The sequence below is a fragment of the Sphingobium sp. CR2-8 genome, from assembly GCF_035818615.1.
Taxonomy (GTDB): Bacteria; Pseudomonadota; Alphaproteobacteria; order Sphingomonadales; family Sphingomonadaceae; genus Sphingobium.
This window is the reverse complement of record NZ_JAYKZY010000001.1, coordinates 838,139-854,034: the sequence shown is the minus strand read 5'-3', so window position 1 is coordinate 854,034 and position 15,896 is coordinate 838,139. Positions and strand designations below refer to the sequence as shown.

Here is a 15,896-nt window from a genome sequence, read left to right as displayed (position 1 = left end):
TGCCGCTAGACCGGCTGCGCCACCGATTGCCCTTTGATGATCGTGCGGAGCTGATGAGTGGCCGCATCAAGTTCTTGCGGCGAGACGATGCCGGCCACGAAGCGATCAGGGCGCATGATGACGATCGACCCATCCATATCCTGCGCTGCGAACCACTCGTGCAGAGTTTCATCCACATCGCCGATAAGTTGGGTTCCTTTCAGCACGGTGCCGCGAAAATTCGTGACCTGCGTGGGCGGGACGATCGCAATCATTTCAGCGCCCAGGTCTCGCCAGAACTGACGAACCTCTTCCGACATATGCACTTGCGGATCGCTACCCCACGAAAGCACGGCAAAGCGTAGACCTATCACGTCATCAAGCCGACGCTTCTGGCCATCCCTTGTGACAACGTAGGGCTGGGGGAACAGGCGTCCTGTGGCCTTGCGGTCCGGCTGGCCGCTGGTGCTAGTCAGGACGACGCCGCGGGTGAACCGGGGCATTGGTTTGAAGCGCATTTGCACGAAATACCGCTTGATCGGTGGGATCGCGTTCAAAGACATGGCAATCCGGTCGCGTAACCAGGCGACCGCCTTGTTCGTGGGCGCGAAGACGCGACCGGCAGTGACCGACAGGTCGATCATCGCCTTGGCATGTCCACGCCGTTCCGCTTCGTAGCTGTCCAATATATCCGGTGACGCGTCGCCGCGCACCACCATTCCCAACTTCCACCCTAGGTTCGTCGCATCGCGTATGCCGCTATTATAGCCCTGACCTTGCCATACCGGCATCAGGTGCGCGGCGTCACCAGCGATAAAAACGCGGTCCTGCCTGAACTTCAGTGCCAGGCGGGCATTGTGCGTGTAGACGCGGCTGCGCAGCACGTTCGCCTTCTTGGGGTACGGCAACGCGCGTGCCAGCAACTGCTCCACGCCTGCTGGCGAGCACAATTCTTCCTCCGTCTCGTCGCTCAAGACCATGAACTCCAGCCGCCGCATACCATGAGGCAATGCGATGGAAACGAACGGTCGCGAAGGTACACAGTGCAGGTAGGAATCCGGAAGGCCGACGGGATCGTCCAGAATGTCGATAACGACCCATCGCGTGGCATCCGTAATGCCGTCGAACGGTATATCGAGTTGCTTGCGGACAATGCTGCGGCCACCGTCGCATCCGATAAGCCACTTCGCCCTGACCGAATGCTCGCGTCCATCGGTCTTGACTGAAAGTACGACCTGTTTCGCATCCTGAACGAATGTGTCGACCTCAGAATTGAAGACGACGTTTACGCTATCGAAACGATCCAAGCCGCTGTAGAGAATCTCGTCAGTCATCGGTTGAATAAATGAGCTTCGCCGCGGCCAGCCGAATTCTCGGGTTTTCGGATCGATCAGCGCGAACGTCTTGCCAGTCGCAGTGACGAACCGCATTTTCTGGCCCGGCGTCGTGTGCGCTGCGACCGCGTCACCCAGTCCGATCGACTGGAAGCTGCGCAGGCATTCGTCGTCCATTCCCACGCCGCGCGGATAGTCGATCAACTTTTCGCGCTGTTCAAGGATCAAGGTCTCGACCCCCATGCTCCCGAGATAGTTCGCGATCGTGAGACCAACTGGTCCAGCGCCGACGATCGCGACATCGACGTCTCTTGCTGCCTCGTGAGCTCGTGATATCATCTTTATTTCCTAAGGCTTTACATCGAAGTAATTATCAACCTGGAGCTGATCCGAAGCAGGCACGGGTTGACGACTGCATGGCTTGTGACCCGGCCGACGTTGCGCGATGAAAATGATGGCGGCTGGCCAACCCCTTACTTGCCAAGAAGGAACTCGGTGTGAATGGCATTGAAGCGATCGGCATCCTCAAATTGCGGCCAGTGACCGCACCCGTTCATCACCTCGTAGCGAGAGTGAGGCAATAGGTCTGCGATCCGCTTGCCCTCCTCGGGAGACGCCGTCGGGTCGTGCGACGTCCATAGAACGAGGGTAGGGGATGCGATCCGCCCCGTCTCTTCATCCGAGAACATGTTGCGCCGCCGGATATTCATCTCCTGCATGCACAACACTTTCTCCATCACGTCGGGGAAGCCGGGCTGGGCGTAGATCGCGCGCCTGGTTTCGACGAGGTCGTCGTTCACCTTGGATATGTCATGCATCAGGAACTCAAGCCGACTGCGGATACGCTCAGGCGTCGGATCACGTGTGGCCTCCATCGAAAGGCGCTTGATGCGCTCCATCACTTCGGGATGGGCAGTCCATCCCCCTGAAGTGTTTAGCACCAGCCGATCGACTTTTTCAGGATGATGCAAGGCGATCCAGGCCGCGACCCAACCGCCAAGCGATTCTCCTGAGAAATGCGCCTTGTCGCGGCCGAGCGCCTTCAGTACTGCCAGCACGTGTCTTCCGTAGTCTGGAATCTCATATCCGCTATCGGGCTTGTCGGTCCAGCCATGCCCAATCAGATCAATCGCGACTGTCCAGAAATATTCGCCATGTGCAGCGAAGTTCCGGCTGTACGCTTCTGCGTGTCCGCCCGTGCCATGAAGCAGGATGAGAAGCGGCTTGTCGGGCGAGCCGGACGATAAGAAACGCGTTCTGATCCCGTCGGCATCGATATAGCCTTGCGAAAAGGACGCCTTGCTCAGGTCTGACCAGATTGAATTGTAAAACTCGGACATATGCCTCTTTCAAAATAATGTCAGTGGGCGTGGTTTACGCAGGCGTTTGGGTCGGAGTACCCCAGAGAATGCCCATTCCGGTGATCCATTCGTCAATCGCCGCATAATATAGTTCGGTCGTGGAATAGCTGTTGCCCAGCGCAGACAGGGCGGCGACCCAAGTGCGCGTCTCATGTCCACCGCGCCCACCGGTCTGGCTGATCGCGATATCGGACCATTTGTCGAGCACGGATAGGTCGCCCGACGCGAACGCGTCGAGCAGCATTCTGTCCCACTCGGGGCTAGCGGGTAACAGCGTCGATACTCCCGCGGCCATGCTATTGCCCTCATTGCGGGCACGGCTTTGACGCGCAAATCGCGCAGCATGATCGAGCGGCGCCCCCGATATAAGACGGTGACGCATCTCAGGGGGCGCCGTTGCGAGATCGGCCATCGGCGGGTCGTGCGATAGTCCGCCCGAGCCCACGATCAGCACACGCTCTGGTGCGGCGCGCGCCCAAGTGCCCACCGCCCTCCCCAGAGCCCGCGCACGGTCGAACGTTGGCAGGGGCGGTGCGGCGCAGTTGACAAAGATTGGTATGACGCGGGACAGCGGATATTGGGCCGACAGCCACTCGATGGGCTGCATGGCGCCGTGGTCCACCTGCATGTTGTAGGAGATCGCGGCATCAACGCCGGAATCAAGCGTCGAGCGCGCGAGATCGGCAGCTCGCGCTTCGGGCACATTCAGTTTGCCTGCAGCAGTGCCGTAGTCTCCGATCGACGTAGCCTCCGTCGCAATGCAGAAAGACGGGAGAAGACCGTAGAAAAAGCCGTTGATGTGATCGGGGTGAAATATCACGGTAATGTCGGGCCGCTGCTCGGCGACCAGTTGCGCCGCTTTCGATACCGCAGCATCGAATTCGGCCTCGACTGCGGAATCCGGTCGATTTTGGTCTTTCAACGGACTGTGCGAAAGGCACATGGCGCCGACGATCATGCAGTTGTCCTTTAGCTTTTCCGCCGCACCTTGTGCCTGATCCGTGCGGGTTGTTGGAGGAAACCATCGATAAACGCTTGACGCCTTGCAACATCATTTCCAGAACTGTTCCCCAAGTGAACAAAGGATCCCCAATGAGTGAATTGGAGCGAAGCCCCTACAAGGATGTCCGATCGCTTGTACGAGGCCTGCAGATCATAGAGGTGCTCAGCGAGCTCGGTCCGGTTAAGATGGGCGAACTAAGCGAAAGGGCTGGCATCGAACGCTCTTCGGCGTATCGGCTGGTAAAGACGCTGAATCAGCTCGGCTATGTCTCGCGCCGCGATGATGATGGGGCAATCGGGCTGACGCCAAAGTTTGCGTATCTCGCAGATGCTCTGAAGGACGACGACGTCGTCACGCAGTTCGCCTGGCCGCCACTTTTCGACTTGAGCAAGGACGTCCTGTGGCCATGCGATTTCGCCAGCTTTGACAGCGGTAAGGTCCTGATCCGCATCTCGACCCACAAGATCAGCCCAATGTCGATCCACCGGGCAATGGTCGGTAAAGAGCGTCATTTGACCCGCTCGGCACTAGGACTCGCAATCCTGGCCGCTATGACCCAAGAGGAACTCGAAGCTTCCCTCGCAATCATTGAAGCGCTGGGCGGACCGGCGGCTGACGACGTCCGAGATCGCGAAACTGTGCGGCGTCTGAGTGAAGCGGTACGCACGCGCGGCTATGCAAGCTCGGCGGGGCAGACGGAAAGCAAGATCAGCGCTATCGCACTCCCCGTAATGGCGTCTCACGGCCGTGTCGCTGGTGCTGTCAACATCATCTTCTTCCGCAGTGTGATGACTACGGAGCAGGCGGCGCAGCGCTACCTGCCCAAGCTGCAGGAGTGCGTTTCGAAGATTGAACAGTCACTTCAAGACTTCGCGGAGAGAAAGAATGCATCGTAGCTGGCAACATCTTCGATGAATCAAACGCAGAAATGAAATTAGCAACCTTTCGCCGACATCAGCGTGCGGTAAGCCCTCCATCCACAACGATAGCCTGCCCTGTAATAAAGGAAGCCTGTTCGGACGCAAGAAAAGAGACGACCGCGGCGATTTCTTCCGGACGGCCCCAACGACCCATGGGAACGCGCAACGTGCCATTGATAAGCGCGTCGCTCTCGGCCGGCGTCGGCGCGAATTTCGCGGTCATGGGCGTTTCGATGTACCCAGGACATACCACGTTAACACGAATCCCATCTTTCGCATGTTTGAGCGCAGCGTCCTTCGTCGCGCCGACGACTCCGTGCTTGGCGGGGCCATAGCCAGCCGGCCCGATGGATCCGGTGACCCCAGCGATGGACGCGATGTTGATCAACGATCCGCCGCCGGATTTTTGCAATAGGGGCATCGCGGCGCGCATCACGCGCCAAGTGCCGAGCAGGAACATATCGACGTTACGTTCGAAATCGTCATACTCGTCCGTGGAGGTCCTGCCGGCAGAGTTCACGACGACGTCGAGCCTGCCAAATTGATCGACGGCAGCACCTAGGCTCGACCTCACAGACAGGTCGTCCAATACATCGACCCGGCAAAACGCGGCCTCGCCGTCGTAACTTTTTATGTAGGCGATGGTCTGAGCCGCTGCGTCCTCATCGACATCGGCAATCAGCACTTTCACACCGCTGGCAGCAAGCGACAGGGCGATCGCGCGCCCGATGCCGCTCGAGCCGCCCGAAACCCAACCGACCTTGCCGCGAAGGCTGGGGTAGGTAATATCGTCCATGCAATTTTCTCCCTCATGTGCCGCAGCTCGTGCGATGCATCGTCCCAGGCTAATGAGCGCGATCCCGCTGGTATGTGCCCCAACTCTTACAGGCACCATCATACACAGGGCAACGAGCATCCCTAATCTGTTCTCCGGGCGAACTACCGTAGCTGGTTTCCGCAATCCGTTCGATCAACGCTGTGCCTGGCAAGTGCAACGTCACCAAGAGTTGGCAGTGTTTGCCGCGAGTCGCAATAACTGACCGGCAATGTTCGCGCAGTGAACGATCCAATCATTCGTGATTGCGAAGGCAATAAGCAGCATTTACGCCACAACAAAGCACGTCGCGCTGAGCCTGCGGCCGGGCCTCCCCTGGAGGCGCTGGGCCTCATCATCTCCGAAGCGCCCGGTGTCGAGTTAGGAATAGGATGCGTTCATGAATGATCTTCAAGTCGAGACCGAAGTGGTCGAGTGGGTTTCGGCACTCGAGGACGCAATCGCTTCACGAGATGCGGCCAAGCTGAAGGATCTGTTCAGCGACCCCGCTTATTTCCGGGACAATGGCGCTTTAACCTGGGATTATCGGCAGTTCCATGGACGCGATGTCGTCCTCTCGACCTTGCTCGGTCTGGCCGACGAGATGCAGCCGCATCGCTTCCGTATCTCGAGCGAATGGCCTGCGCCGAACCTGCAGGATCGCGGAGGCAATGAGATTATTGAAGCCTTCTTCGACTTCGACACAAAATTCGGCAAGGGCGTTATGGTGCTGAATGCGGTTCGCGACGGTGCGTCCTCAAGTTTGAGGGCCCGTGCGATCTTCACGCGTTTGGAAGCTCTCCATAGTGAGGAAACTCCGGCGCGTCATCCCGCTGGACGTGGCTATGTAGCTGCGCATCCAGGCCAGACCTGGAAGCAGCACCGTGATGCCGCCCGGCAATATCTGGACAGGGAACCGGAGGTAGTCGTCGTCGGCGCCGGACAGGCGGGGCTGACGACTGCAGCGTGCTTACGGCGGCTGGGCGTGGATGTACTCAATATCGACCGGTACGATCATGTGGGTGACAGTTGGAACAAGCGCTACGCTGCTCTTTACCTGCACAATCCCATTGAGATGAACGGCTTTCCCTTCCTGCCCTTCCCGCCACACTATCCCCAGTATTTGCCCAAGGACCTGATCGGGGATTGGCTCGACATCTACGCCCGCTACATGGATCTGACTGTGTGGACCGGAACAGAATTTGTCAGTGCGACCTACGACTCAAGTGCAGACCGCTGGGATGCGGTGGTTCGGTTGTCCGACGGAACGGAACGCGAGTTGCATCCCCGCCACATCGTCTGGGCGACCGGCGGCATCGGCGGCAAGCCATTCGTTCCGACCTTGGACGGTATCAGCGCGTTTGCCGGGAAGGTCATGCACTCGTCTCAATTCACCGACGCGGCAGACTACGGGATCAGGAAGGCGATCATCATCGGCGTGGCGACGAGCGCGCACGATATCGCCCGTAACCTGCATGACGGCGGCATCGAGGTCACAATGTTCCAGCGCGGCCCAGTCGTCGTGAACAATGTCGATACGGCCAATCTCGCTTATGCCGGATATCTCGACCCGACGATCCCGACGGAGCTTGTGGACCTTCGCTATGGCATCGGCCTCATCAACCCGCTCCGCGAAAGCGCCAGTCGAGCCTATCACACAATGGCGCAGGACATTGACCGCGAACTGCTCGATGGGCTGAAGGCTGCCGGACTGGAGCTCGGTGATGGCGTTGATGGCCAGGGCTGGCTGGATCTCTTCCTGCGGACGGGTGGCGGCTATTACCTGAACACAGGCACCTCAGAGCTCATTGCCGCAAGGAAGATCAAAATCGAGCAGTTCAATCGGATTGTTGAATTCGTGCCAGGAGGCGTGAAGCTTGATGACGGCTCCATCGTCGAGGGCGACATCATTGTCCTCGCCACCGGCTATCAAAGCCGCAAGTCGGAAGTGGCGGGGGTGTTCGGTCAGGACATAGGAGATCGTGTCGGGGAAATCGCGCGGCTCGATCCCGAAGGCGAATGGGCGAGCATGTGGGGGCAGACCGGGCAGCGTGGTCTGTGGTTCAATGGCGGCGGCATAAATCAGATGCGGCCTGGTTCGCAACGCCTCGCCTTGCTCATCAAGGCTGATCTGGCGGGCCACATCTCCGAGACGTTCAGAAGAAAAGCGAATGGTTGAAAGATCTGCCCGACCCGCGACGCGACGGGATGATTTCGCTCCCAGGAGATCAGGCACCAGCGCCCGGCCACAGACAGATAAATTGTCAGCATAGCCGGCACGCACTTCAGCCGACGAGGTAGAGAAGGGCGGAGACGGAGAATAGCATGGTACACAGATACGACGTCGTGATCGTTGGAGCTGGGCACGGAGGTGCGCAGGCGGCGATCGCGCTCCGGCAAAACGGGTTCGCCGGCACCATCGCAATGATCGGCGACGAGCCGGAACTCCCCTATGAGCGTCCGCCGCTCTCGAAGGACTATCTAGACGGTCAAAAGACGTTCGAGCGCCTTCTCATCCGACCGCCTTCATTCTGGGATGAACGGGGCATCGTTATGCTATTGGGCCGCCGGATTGTTGCGGTCGATGCCGCAAAACACAATGTGACCAGCGATGACGGACTGGTCGTCGGTTATGGCAAGCTGATCTGGGCGACCGGAGGGGCAGCGCGCAAGCTTGTCTGTTCCGGCCACGATCTTGCTGGCGTCCATACCGTGCGGACACGCGCCGACGTCGATCGGATGAAGGCCGAACTGGGCGGCATCTCGCGCGCCGTGGTAATCGGTGGAGGCTTTATCGGGCTGGAGGCAGCGGCCGTGCTAGCCAAAAGCGGCAAGCGAGTGGTCGTGCTTGAGGCGCTTGACCGGGTTCTCTCACGTGTGGCCGGGGAGGCGCTGTCACATTTCTATGAAGGCGAACACCGCGCCTATGGCGTTGATGTGCGTGTCAATGCCAAAGTCGATTGCATAGAAGGCTATGGCGACAAGGTTACGGCAGTCCGGCTTCAAGGCGGCGATACGCTGAAATGTGAGATGGTTATTGTGGGTATCGGTATCGTCCCATCAGTGGAACCAATTCTCTTGGCGGGCGCGATCGGCGGAAACGGTGTGGCTGTCGATGAGCAGTGCCGGACCAGCCTTCCTGATGTTTTCGCCATCGGAGATTGCGCACTTCACAGCAATGGCTACGCGGCGGGCGCGCAAATTCGGTTGGAATCGGTCCAAAACGCCAATGATCAGGCGACAGTCGCGGCGAAGACAATCGCCGGCATTGAGACGTCCTACGATGCAGTGCCCTGGTTTTGGTCGAATCAATATGATCTGCGACTACAGACGGTCGGCCTCTCGACCGGGTTTGATGCGGTCGTACAGCGTGGCGATCCCACGCAGCGCAGCTTCAGCCTGATCTATCTCAAGGCTGGCCAAGTCGTGGCCTTGGATTGCGTCAACGCGACGAAGGATTACGTGCAGGGGCGCGCCCTTGTCGCGGGCGGTGCCGCGCCCGATCGCCACTTGCTCGCGGATTTGTCGATGTCGCTCAAGGACATCGTGGCCGTTTCTCGGACGCGAGAACCACAATAGCCGGAGCAGTTTTTTCGCTGGGCCGAACCTCGGTATGGAGTTGATGGCACCGGCGCCGACCAGTTCCTCATCCGCACGGCCTGTCCCTTGCAGACGGTATCACAGCCCTACTAGATGGCGCAGTCGGCGATACGCGCGGAGCGTCGCGGGGCATCTGACAAGACGGTTTGAGCCGACGCTGTTAGCCTCGCCGATTATGCGTGGATCCTTATCAAGTGGGCGATCGATCCGTCACCTGTATCCCCGGTCGACGCAAACGAAGCTAGTCCCAGAGGACGTCCGCGCAAGTCGCCTGAAGCGGTGAGAGTGCCAACACGGCGCGAGCAACGGTTGTTTCCCGGGAGGTGGTGTAGCTTCCGCCGGTAGCGAAGCTGACCAGACGCGCGCTCATCGATAAAGCGCTGTAGCGGCCGGTCAGTTTCGCGGGTGGTCATCGGCGAACTTCGGTAAATTTGGGTTGCAACACTCAACTCAAGGAGACCACCGATGACCGCCGACAAGATGGACCTGCACACCCTGGTTGGGAAGAGTGCGGACGGCGATTTTCTGCGCGACATGATCGGCTTTGCCGCGCAGCGGCTGATGGAACTGGAAGTGGGCGGCCTGACAGGCGCTGCCTATGGCGAGAAGGATGCCGAGCGTCTCGCACAGCGTAACGGCTATCGCGACCGGGATTGGGAGACACGCGCCGGCGCCGTCGAGCTGCGGATCCCCAAGCTGCGCAATGGCGATCGGCCATTCCGAAGCCGAGGTCTTCTGGACCGACTTCCTGCGCAGCCTTGCCCGCCGCGGTTTGCGCGGCGTGAAGCTGGTCATCTCCGATGCCCACGAGGGTATCAAGGCATCCGTTGCCAAAGTGTTCAGCGCGACCTGGCAGCGCTGCCGCGTCCATTTTATGCGTAACGCCCTGGCCCATGCAGGCAAGAGCGGTCGCCGGGTCGTGTCGGCGTTCATTGCCACCGCCTTTGCCCAGGACACCCCGGAAACCACCAAAGCCCAGTGGCGCAGCGTTGCCGATCAGCTACGGCCCACCGTGCCAAAACTCGCTGCTCTGATGGACAGCGCGGAGGAAGATGTGCTGGCCTACATGACGTTCCCCGCACAACACCGCACCAAATTACACTCCAATAATCCGATCGAACGGCTCAATGGCGAAATCAAGCGGCGTACCGACGTCGTTGGCATCTTCCCCAATGAAGAGGCCATCACCCGCCTCGTCGGCGCTATCTTGCTCGAACAAAATGATGAATGGGCGGTCCAGCGCTCCCGCTACATGACATTTGAGAGCGTCTCGGGATTAAGCGATAATGCCATCATCACGTTGCCTGCCATGGCAGCATGATCAACCCGGCTTAGCCGGAGATCGCCAAAGCTACGCTGGCGAACCTACACCATCAGGTGGGACACGATCCGAGCAACTTAGAAAACATTCCAAGTTCTAGGGTCATCCCGCCTTTTCACGATGGCAGTTTCAAGGCTCGCGGTTGTTGATCTTCGAGATTTGAACCCGCATGGCGCAGCGGAGCCCCGTATTCCTGCTCTGATCAGCAGAGGTGGGATAGTGGGAAAAGAGACGGCTCTACCTCTGAATGATAGCAATCAGGGGCGCACGTGACAGGCCTTGCGTTTGGCGAGCAATTGCATATCGCCTATGGTGGTGAAAAGATGGCCGAACGATTTTCAGGCTGACGGCTGGAGATGGCGGACGGCATCGCACGGCTGATCCTGGCCCGGCCGCAGGCGCTGAACGCCCTGAGCCGCCCGTTGCTTGACGAGTTGATCGACGCGCTGGATCATATTCGCGGATCCGGGCAGGCGCGCGTGGTGCTTCCGACGGGCAAAGGTCGCGGTTTTTCAAGCGGGGCGGATCTCAGCAGCGGCGGGTCGCCCGCCGGCGAGGCCAGTTTTGATGCCGGGCAGGTATTTGAGGAATATTACAATCCGCTGATCGAACGCATGTTCGATCTGCCGGCGGCGATTATCGCCGGCGTGCATGGTGCGGTGGCAGGGGCCGGCTGCATGCTGGCGCTGGCCGCCGACATCAGGATTGCCGCAGGTTCCGCTTTCTTCTTGCAGGCGTTCGCCAGGGCTGGCCTGGTGCCCGACGCGGGCAGCATCTGGCTGCTGCCCCGGCTGGTTGGCCGTGCACGTGCGTAGGCAATGATGCTGCTGGCCGAGCGAATGCTGGCCGAGACGGCGTGCGACTGGGGAATGATCTACGAGGTCGTCGATGACGCGGCGTTAGGCCATCGGGTCGAAGGGCTGGCGAGCATGCTCGCGACCGGCCCGACCCGCGCCTATGCGTTGATCCGGCAGGGGGTTCGCCAGGCGCTCGAACAGCCGCTGGTCGAGGCGCTGGCGATGGAAAGGCGCGCCCAGCGCGAGGCAGGAGCCAGCGCGGATTTCAGAGAGGGGATCGCCGCATTCCGCGAGAAGAAGCGCCACCCCGCCTTCACCGGTAGATGATCGACACAATGGAGACGAGCCAAATGACGAAACCGAGCGGACCGCTGGTTGGCGTGAAGGTCCTTGAATTCGCCGGGCTGGGGCCCGGACCGTTTGCAGGCACATTTCTTTTCGATCTGGGTGCCGATGTGGTGCAGATCGCCCGCGTCGGCGCGCCTGATCCGCCCGCAACCCGGTTCGACGCGCGCGGGCGTAGTACCATCGGGCTGGATCTGAAAGTGCCCGCCGATGGGGCTACGGCGCTAGCGCTGCCAGAAAAGGCCGACCTCGTTTTTGAAGGAAACCGACCTGGCGTAATGGAACGGCTGGGCCTTGGACCAGAGGCGATGCACGCCCGTAATCCGGGCTGGTCTATGGCCAGATGAGCGGCTGGGGACAGCATGGCCCCTATGCCATGACGGCCGGGCACGACATCAACTATCTCGCGTTTACCGGTATGCTTCATGCAATCGGCCCGGCGATCGACCGGTCGCGCCACTGAACCTTGCCGCGGATTATGGTGGCGGGGCGATGTTCCTCGTCGCTGGCGTGCTCGGGGCTCTCCTCAACGCCCGCGCAACCGGCATTGGTCAGGTGGTGGATGTCGGGATGACGGACTGCGCGTCCTATCTCGGATCGCTATTCTACGGGATGAAGGCGGCAGGTGAGAGGGTGGACCGGCGGGAGGCCAATCTGATCGATGGTGAAGCGCATTTCTACGGCACCTATCGTTGTGCCGACGACCGCTGGGTTGCCATTGGATCGATCGAACCGCAATTCTATCGGTTGCTGGTGGATACGATGAACCTCGGCGATGCCTTGCTTGGCCCGCAGATGGACAAGATGGCATGGCCGGCCCGTAAGGCCGCACTGGCGGCCGCGTTTGCGACAAAGACGCGGGACGAATGGTGCGCACTGATGGAAGGGACGGACGTCTGTTTCGCGCCTGTTCTGTCGATGGAAGAGGCACCGCGCCATCCGCACAACGTTGCCCGCGGCACCTTCGCGGAGATCGGCGGTGTGACCTTGCCAGCGCCCGTGCCACGTTTTTCCGCCACGCCAGGGGCGGCACAGTGGCCACCGGAGCCAGCGGCCCTCGATCCAGAGCCCGTTCTGTCACGCTGGCTAGGCTGACCGCCTAACAGCCCCGCCAGGCAGGCTTGCATATGGTTCTGCGAGCATATCTTGAGGCGCTGGGCCATTACGGCATCGAATCCTTTGCCCGAAAAGGCGGAATTGCTCAACGCAAGCGCGTCGGGCGGCGATCTCAAGATCAGAACCTGCCTCCATCATGGCGTTGATCCTGCTTTGGTCAAAGTGGCGCTGAGTGACGACGACACAGCCTAAGGTTCGTCATGCGGGCTCCTGCTCTTGAACCGTGCAAAGCAACCGTCCGAATTCCTTAAAGTCGGCTTCGCACGCCTGACCGATTTGGACGGGGTGAACGCCGGTGAGCGCTCCAGTACTGACAATCTGGCCTTTGGTCATCGGCCGCCCCAAGCGTGCCGCCTCATTGAGTGCAAAAGCGAATGCAGGGAGCGGTCCATCTGGACCCGTCCAAAGGGGGCCTGCACCCACGGATTGCACGTCGATCAAAGCTTCACAGCTTCCGGAGATCATGGTCGCGTCGAGACTTATGACGGGTCCGAGCAGGAGCCCGTTGTTGTTGCCGAAACCGGAAATGGATGCCAGCGGCCCCAGGGCGGTTAAAATCCCGAGCGGGCTGGCCGCGAATTCCACAGCCATGTTGACCTCGCCAACTAGCAATGCAGCATCATGGGATCTCCAGTCCGTGCGTCGTGGATCCGCGTCACACGCCAAAGTCAGCGCAAGTTCGACTTCGAAGGCAGCCTGTCCGCCCCTGTAGGCGGGAAAGATGCAAGTGTTGGCATCCCTGACAATTGTTTCATCGAAAATCGGGCCGATGAAGCGATCCACTCCGAGCGGGTCGCGCCATGGGTCATTGATCTTCGCAACCTTCCACCCGGCGAGTTCTCCCCGCCAGGCATCGATAGCCAAAGACTGGGCACGATAGGCTTCATCGATCGACCGGGGGACCTGGCCAGGAAAGGCGGCTATCGAACGCCCGGCACGGCGTGCCTCCACGAAAGCCCGAACCACTGCATGTAGATCGATGTCGGCTGGCGGCAAGCTCATGCGGAAGAACCAGCAGCTGCGGTCTGGGCGCTCTCACTAGCAACAAGCGCAGTCATGTTGACGATGCCGCGCGTGGTGGTCGAGGCTACAAGCACGTGGATCGGCTTCGACATGCCCATGAGCAGGGGCCCTACGGACAAACCGCGGGTCACCGAGGTCGCGAGGGTCAGGGCGATATTAGCCGCATCCAGCGAGGGCATCACCAGGAGGTTGGCCGCCCCGCCAAGAACCGACGTCGTCACGCTGCGTTCCCGGATAGCCGGGTTGAGCGCGCTGTCGGTGTGCATCTCTCCGTCCACCAGCAGTTCCGGCGCTTTGGTGCGCAAGATAGCAAGAGCTTCGCGCATCTTACGTGCACTCGGCGAATTGGATGCACCGAAATTGGAATGTGACAGTAGCGCTGCGGCAGGTGTGATACCAAAGCGGCGTACCTGCTCGGCAGCCATGATGGTGAACTCGGCGATCTGCTCGGCATTCGGATCGATATTGAGATGGGTGTCCGCGAAAAACAGCGAATTTTGTTCATGGATGAGGGCCGTCAATGCCGATACGCGGGCGACCCCGGGAGCACGCGGAATGATTTCCAGGGTCAGGCGGGTTTCCTCCCACCAGTCCGTAGGCGTGCCGCACAGGGCCGCATCGACGAGGCCAGCCTGCAGCAGCATCGCTGCCGTGACTGTCGGGCGAAGTCGAACCCGCTTACGAGCAGCCGCAGGCGTAACACCGCGGCGCTCGACCAGCTTGGTGTAGGCATCGACAAGCATCTCGAACGTGTCGTTCTCCAGCGTCGGATCAAAGACTTCGATGTCCTCGCCAATCCGGATGCGCAGGCCCAATCGGTTCAGCGCCGCTTCCATGACGGTGGTCCGCCCGACCAGAACTGGTCTGGCGAGCCGCTCATCGACCACGATCTGTGCGGCACGAAGTACGGAATCGGCTTCACCTGCTGCGTAGGCTACCCTGCGGGGCTGACGCCGTGCTGCATCGAAAACCGGCATCATGAGCTGGCTGGACCGATAGGCATGCCGCCCGAGGCTGGCGCGATAGGCGACCATGTCGGTGATAGGGCTGAGCGCTACCCCGGTGCGCGCCGCGGCCTCGGAGACGGCAGGCGCCACTTCGAGGATCAGGCGCGGGTCGAAGGGCTTGGGAATAATATGATTATGCCCGAACAGCATTGGCTCACCGCCATAAGCGTTGGCCACGGCTTCGTCTGGCTCTGCGCGGGCCAAGGCGGCGATCGCTTCGACCGCTGCCAGCTTCATCTCTTCGTTGATCTCGGTCGCCTGGCAGTCGAGTGCGCCGCGGAAGATGTAAGGGAAGCACAGCAGGTTGTTCACTTGGTTCGGGAAGTCCGAGCGGCCCGTGGCTATGATGGCATCTGGCCGGCCTTCACGCACAAGGTCAGGCATGATCTCGGGCTGCGGATTGGCCATCGCCAGAATGACGGGCTTGTCCGCAAGAAGCGGCAGCCACTCAGGCTTGAATACACCCGGCGCGGACAGGCCGAGGAAGATATCCGCTCCGCTTACGACTTCCCCAAGGGTTAGGGCATCAGTCACCCGAGCGTAGCGGGCCATGTTGGGCGGCATGTCGGCATTGCGGCCGGCGTGGACGACACCGTCAATGTCGGTCAGTGTGACGTTGTCGACCGGGAGGCCCAGCGAAACGAGCAGATCGACACAGGCTAGCGCGGCTGCGCCTGCGCCCGATGTGACGAGCCTGACATCCTCGATCCGCTTGCCCTGCAGCAGGAGCGCATTGCGAACGGCCGCTGCCACGACAATCGCCGTACCATGCTGGTCGTCATGAAAGACGGGAATGTTCATCCGCGAACGAAGCTCAGCCTCGATCGCGAAACACTCAGGCGCCTTGATATCCTCGAGGTTGATTCCCCCGAAGGTGGGCTCCATCGCCGCCACCGCGTCGCAGAACGCCTTGGGATCGCTGGCATCGAGCTCGATATCGAAGGCGTCGATCCCTGCAAACTTGCGGAAGAGGACACTCTTGCCTTCCATCACCGGCTTTGAGGCCAGCGGACCGATATTACCCAAACCCAGTACCGCCGTCCCGTTGGTGACAACAGCGACAAGATTGCCGCGAGCGGTAAAATCCCTTGCCGTGCTGGGATCGGAGACGATCGCCTCGCACGCTGCCGCCACGCCTGGCGAGTACGCCAGTGCAAGATCGCGCTGGGTTTCCATGCGCTTGGTGGCCTGGACTGCCAGCTTTCCGGGTTGAGGAAGGCGGTGATAGTCCAGCGCGGCCTGCCTGAAATCGTCGTTCATGCTCATCTGGAGGTCT

At 60.4% G+C, this 15,896-nt stretch carries 10 protein-coding genes and 3 pseudogenes; 7 read left to right on the top strand and 6 right to left on the bottom strand.

Annotation, left to right across the window (positions count from 1 at the left end; all coding sequences use genetic code 11):
* Positions 1–5 precede the first annotated feature (5 nt).
* The 3 genes from U5A82_RS03595 to U5A82_RS03585 all read right to left on the bottom strand — a co-directional run bounded on the left by U5A82_RS03595 (position 6) and on the right by U5A82_RS03585 (position 3,632).
* Positions 6–1,652 (bottom strand): bifunctional 3-(3-hydroxy-phenyl)propionate/3-hydroxycinnamic acid hydroxylase, encoded by a 1,647-nt coding sequence (locus tag U5A82_RS03595; RefSeq protein WP_326288657.1) that lies wholly within the window; start codon positions 1,650–1,652, stop codon positions 6–8.
* Between the two features lie 134 nt (positions 1,653–1,786).
* On the bottom strand, positions 1,787–2,653 hold the full coding sequence (locus tag U5A82_RS03590) for an alpha/beta fold hydrolase (RefSeq protein ID WP_326288656.1): 867 nt from the start codon (positions 2,651–2,653) through the stop codon (positions 1,787–1,789).
* A 34-nt stretch (positions 2,654–2,687) separates the two neighbouring features.
* Entirely contained in the window at positions 2,688–3,632 is a 945-nt protein-coding gene (locus tag U5A82_RS03585) for a 3-carboxyethylcatechol 2,3-dioxygenase (RefSeq protein WP_326288655.1), read from the bottom strand.
* A 134-nt stretch (positions 3,633–3,766) separates the two neighbouring features.
* On the opposite strand from U5A82_RS03585, the gene U5A82_RS03580 reads away from it, so the two are divergent.
* A complete protein-coding gene (locus U5A82_RS03580) occupies positions 3,767–4,573 on the top strand; it encodes an IclR family transcriptional regulator domain-containing protein (protein WP_326288654.1) in 807 nt (268 codons plus the stop codon).
* Positions 4,574–4,631: 58 nt separating this feature from the next.
* Here U5A82_RS03580 and U5A82_RS03575 read toward each other — a convergent pair whose 3' ends face one another.
* Positions 4,632–5,393, bottom strand: coding sequence for an SDR family NAD(P)-dependent oxidoreductase (locus U5A82_RS03575; RefSeq protein WP_326288653.1), 762 nt, complete (start codon positions 5,391–5,393; stop codon positions 4,632–4,634).
* Positions 5,394–5,811: 418 nt separating this feature from the next.
* Between U5A82_RS03575 and U5A82_RS03570 the strand changes: the two genes are divergently transcribed.
* The 6 genes and pseudogenes from U5A82_RS03570 to U5A82_RS03545 all read left to right on the top strand — a co-directional run bounded on the left by U5A82_RS03570 (position 5,812) and on the right by U5A82_RS03545 (position 12,569).
* Positions 5,812–7,590 carry a flavin-containing monooxygenase gene (locus U5A82_RS03570; protein WP_326288652.1) on the top strand — a complete coding sequence of 593 codons (1,779 nt, stop codon included), beginning with the start codon at positions 5,812–5,814 and terminating at the stop codon, positions 7,588–7,590.
* 146 nt (positions 7,591–7,736) lie between these two features.
* Positions 7,737–8,990 carry an NAD(P)/FAD-dependent oxidoreductase gene (locus tag U5A82_RS03565; RefSeq protein ID WP_326288651.1) on the top strand — a complete coding sequence of 418 codons (1,254 nt, stop codon included), beginning with the start codon at positions 7,737–7,739 and terminating at the stop codon, positions 8,988–8,990.
* Positions 8,991–9,476: 486 nt separating this feature from the next.
* A pseudogene (locus U5A82_RS03560) lies at positions 9,477–10,332 on the top strand (IS256 family transposase).
* Positions 10,333–10,688: 356 nt separating this feature from the next.
* Positions 10,689–11,456, top strand: a pseudogene (locus tag U5A82_RS03555) (enoyl-CoA hydratase-related protein).
* A 23-nt stretch (positions 11,457–11,479) separates the two neighbouring features.
* Positions 11,480–11,821, top strand: a complete 342-nt coding sequence (locus U5A82_RS03550) for a CoA transferase (RefSeq protein WP_326288650.1) — start codon at positions 11,480–11,482, stop codon at positions 11,819–11,821.
* Positions 11,818–12,569 (top strand): annotated as a pseudogene (locus U5A82_RS03545) (CoA transferase). Before U5A82_RS03550 ends, U5A82_RS03545 begins: the two are co-directional and overlap by 4 nt.
* Before the next feature lie 219 nt (positions 12,570–12,788).
* Here U5A82_RS03545 and U5A82_RS03540 read toward each other — a convergent pair.
* Together U5A82_RS03540 and U5A82_RS03535 are read right to left on the bottom strand one after the other, a co-directional pair.
* On the bottom strand, positions 12,789–13,592 hold the full coding sequence (locus tag U5A82_RS03540; RefSeq protein WP_326288649.1) for a 2-keto-4-pentenoate hydratase: 804 nt from the start codon (positions 13,590–13,592) through the stop codon (positions 12,789–12,791).
* On the bottom strand, positions 13,589–15,880 hold the full coding sequence (locus U5A82_RS03535; RefSeq protein WP_326288805.1) for an NADP-dependent malic enzyme: 2,292 nt from the start codon (positions 15,878–15,880) through the stop codon (positions 13,589–13,591). The genes U5A82_RS03540 and U5A82_RS03535 overlap by 4 nt, the downstream gene beginning before the upstream one ends.
* Positions 15,881–15,896 lie beyond the last annotated feature (16 nt).

What these genes read in the sequence shown, in the direction of transcription:
- U5A82_RS03595 (WP_326288657.1), bottom strand. Translation starts at nt 1,652, where the DNA reads ATGATATCACGAGCTCACGAGGCAGCAAGAGACGTCGATGTCGCGATC.
- U5A82_RS03590 (WP_326288656.1), bottom strand. Translation starts at nt 2,653, where the DNA reads ATGTCCGAGTTTTACAATTCAATCTGGTCAGACCTGAGCAAGGCGTCC.
- U5A82_RS03585 (WP_326288655.1), bottom strand. Translation starts at nt 3,632, where the DNA reads ATGATCGTCGGCGCCATGTGCCTTTCGCACAGTCCGTTGAAAGACCAA.
- U5A82_RS03580 (WP_326288654.1), top strand. Translation starts at nt 3,767, where the DNA reads ATGAGTGAATTGGAGCGAAGCCCCTACAAGGATGTCCGATCGCTTGTA.
- U5A82_RS03575 (WP_326288653.1), bottom strand. Translation starts at nt 5,393, where the DNA reads ATGGACGATATTACCTACCCCAGCCTTCGCGGCAAGGTCGGTTGGGTT.
- U5A82_RS03570 (WP_326288652.1), top strand. Translation starts at nt 5,812, where the DNA reads ATGAATGATCTTCAAGTCGAGACCGAAGTGGTCGAGTGGGTTTCGGCA.
- U5A82_RS03565 (WP_326288651.1), top strand. Translation starts at nt 7,737, where the DNA reads ATGGTACACAGATACGACGTCGTGATCGTTGGAGCTGGGCACGGAGGT.
- U5A82_RS03550 (WP_326288650.1), top strand. Translation starts at nt 11,480, where the DNA reads ATGACGAAACCGAGCGGACCGCTGGTTGGCGTGAAGGTCCTTGAATTC.
- U5A82_RS03540 (WP_326288649.1), bottom strand. Translation starts at nt 13,592, where the DNA reads ATGAGCTTGCCGCCAGCCGACATCGATCTACATGCAGTGGTTCGGGCT.
- U5A82_RS03535 (WP_326288805.1), bottom strand. Translation starts at nt 15,880, where the DNA reads ATGAACGACGATTTCAGGCAGGCCGCGCTGGACTATCACCGCCTTCCT.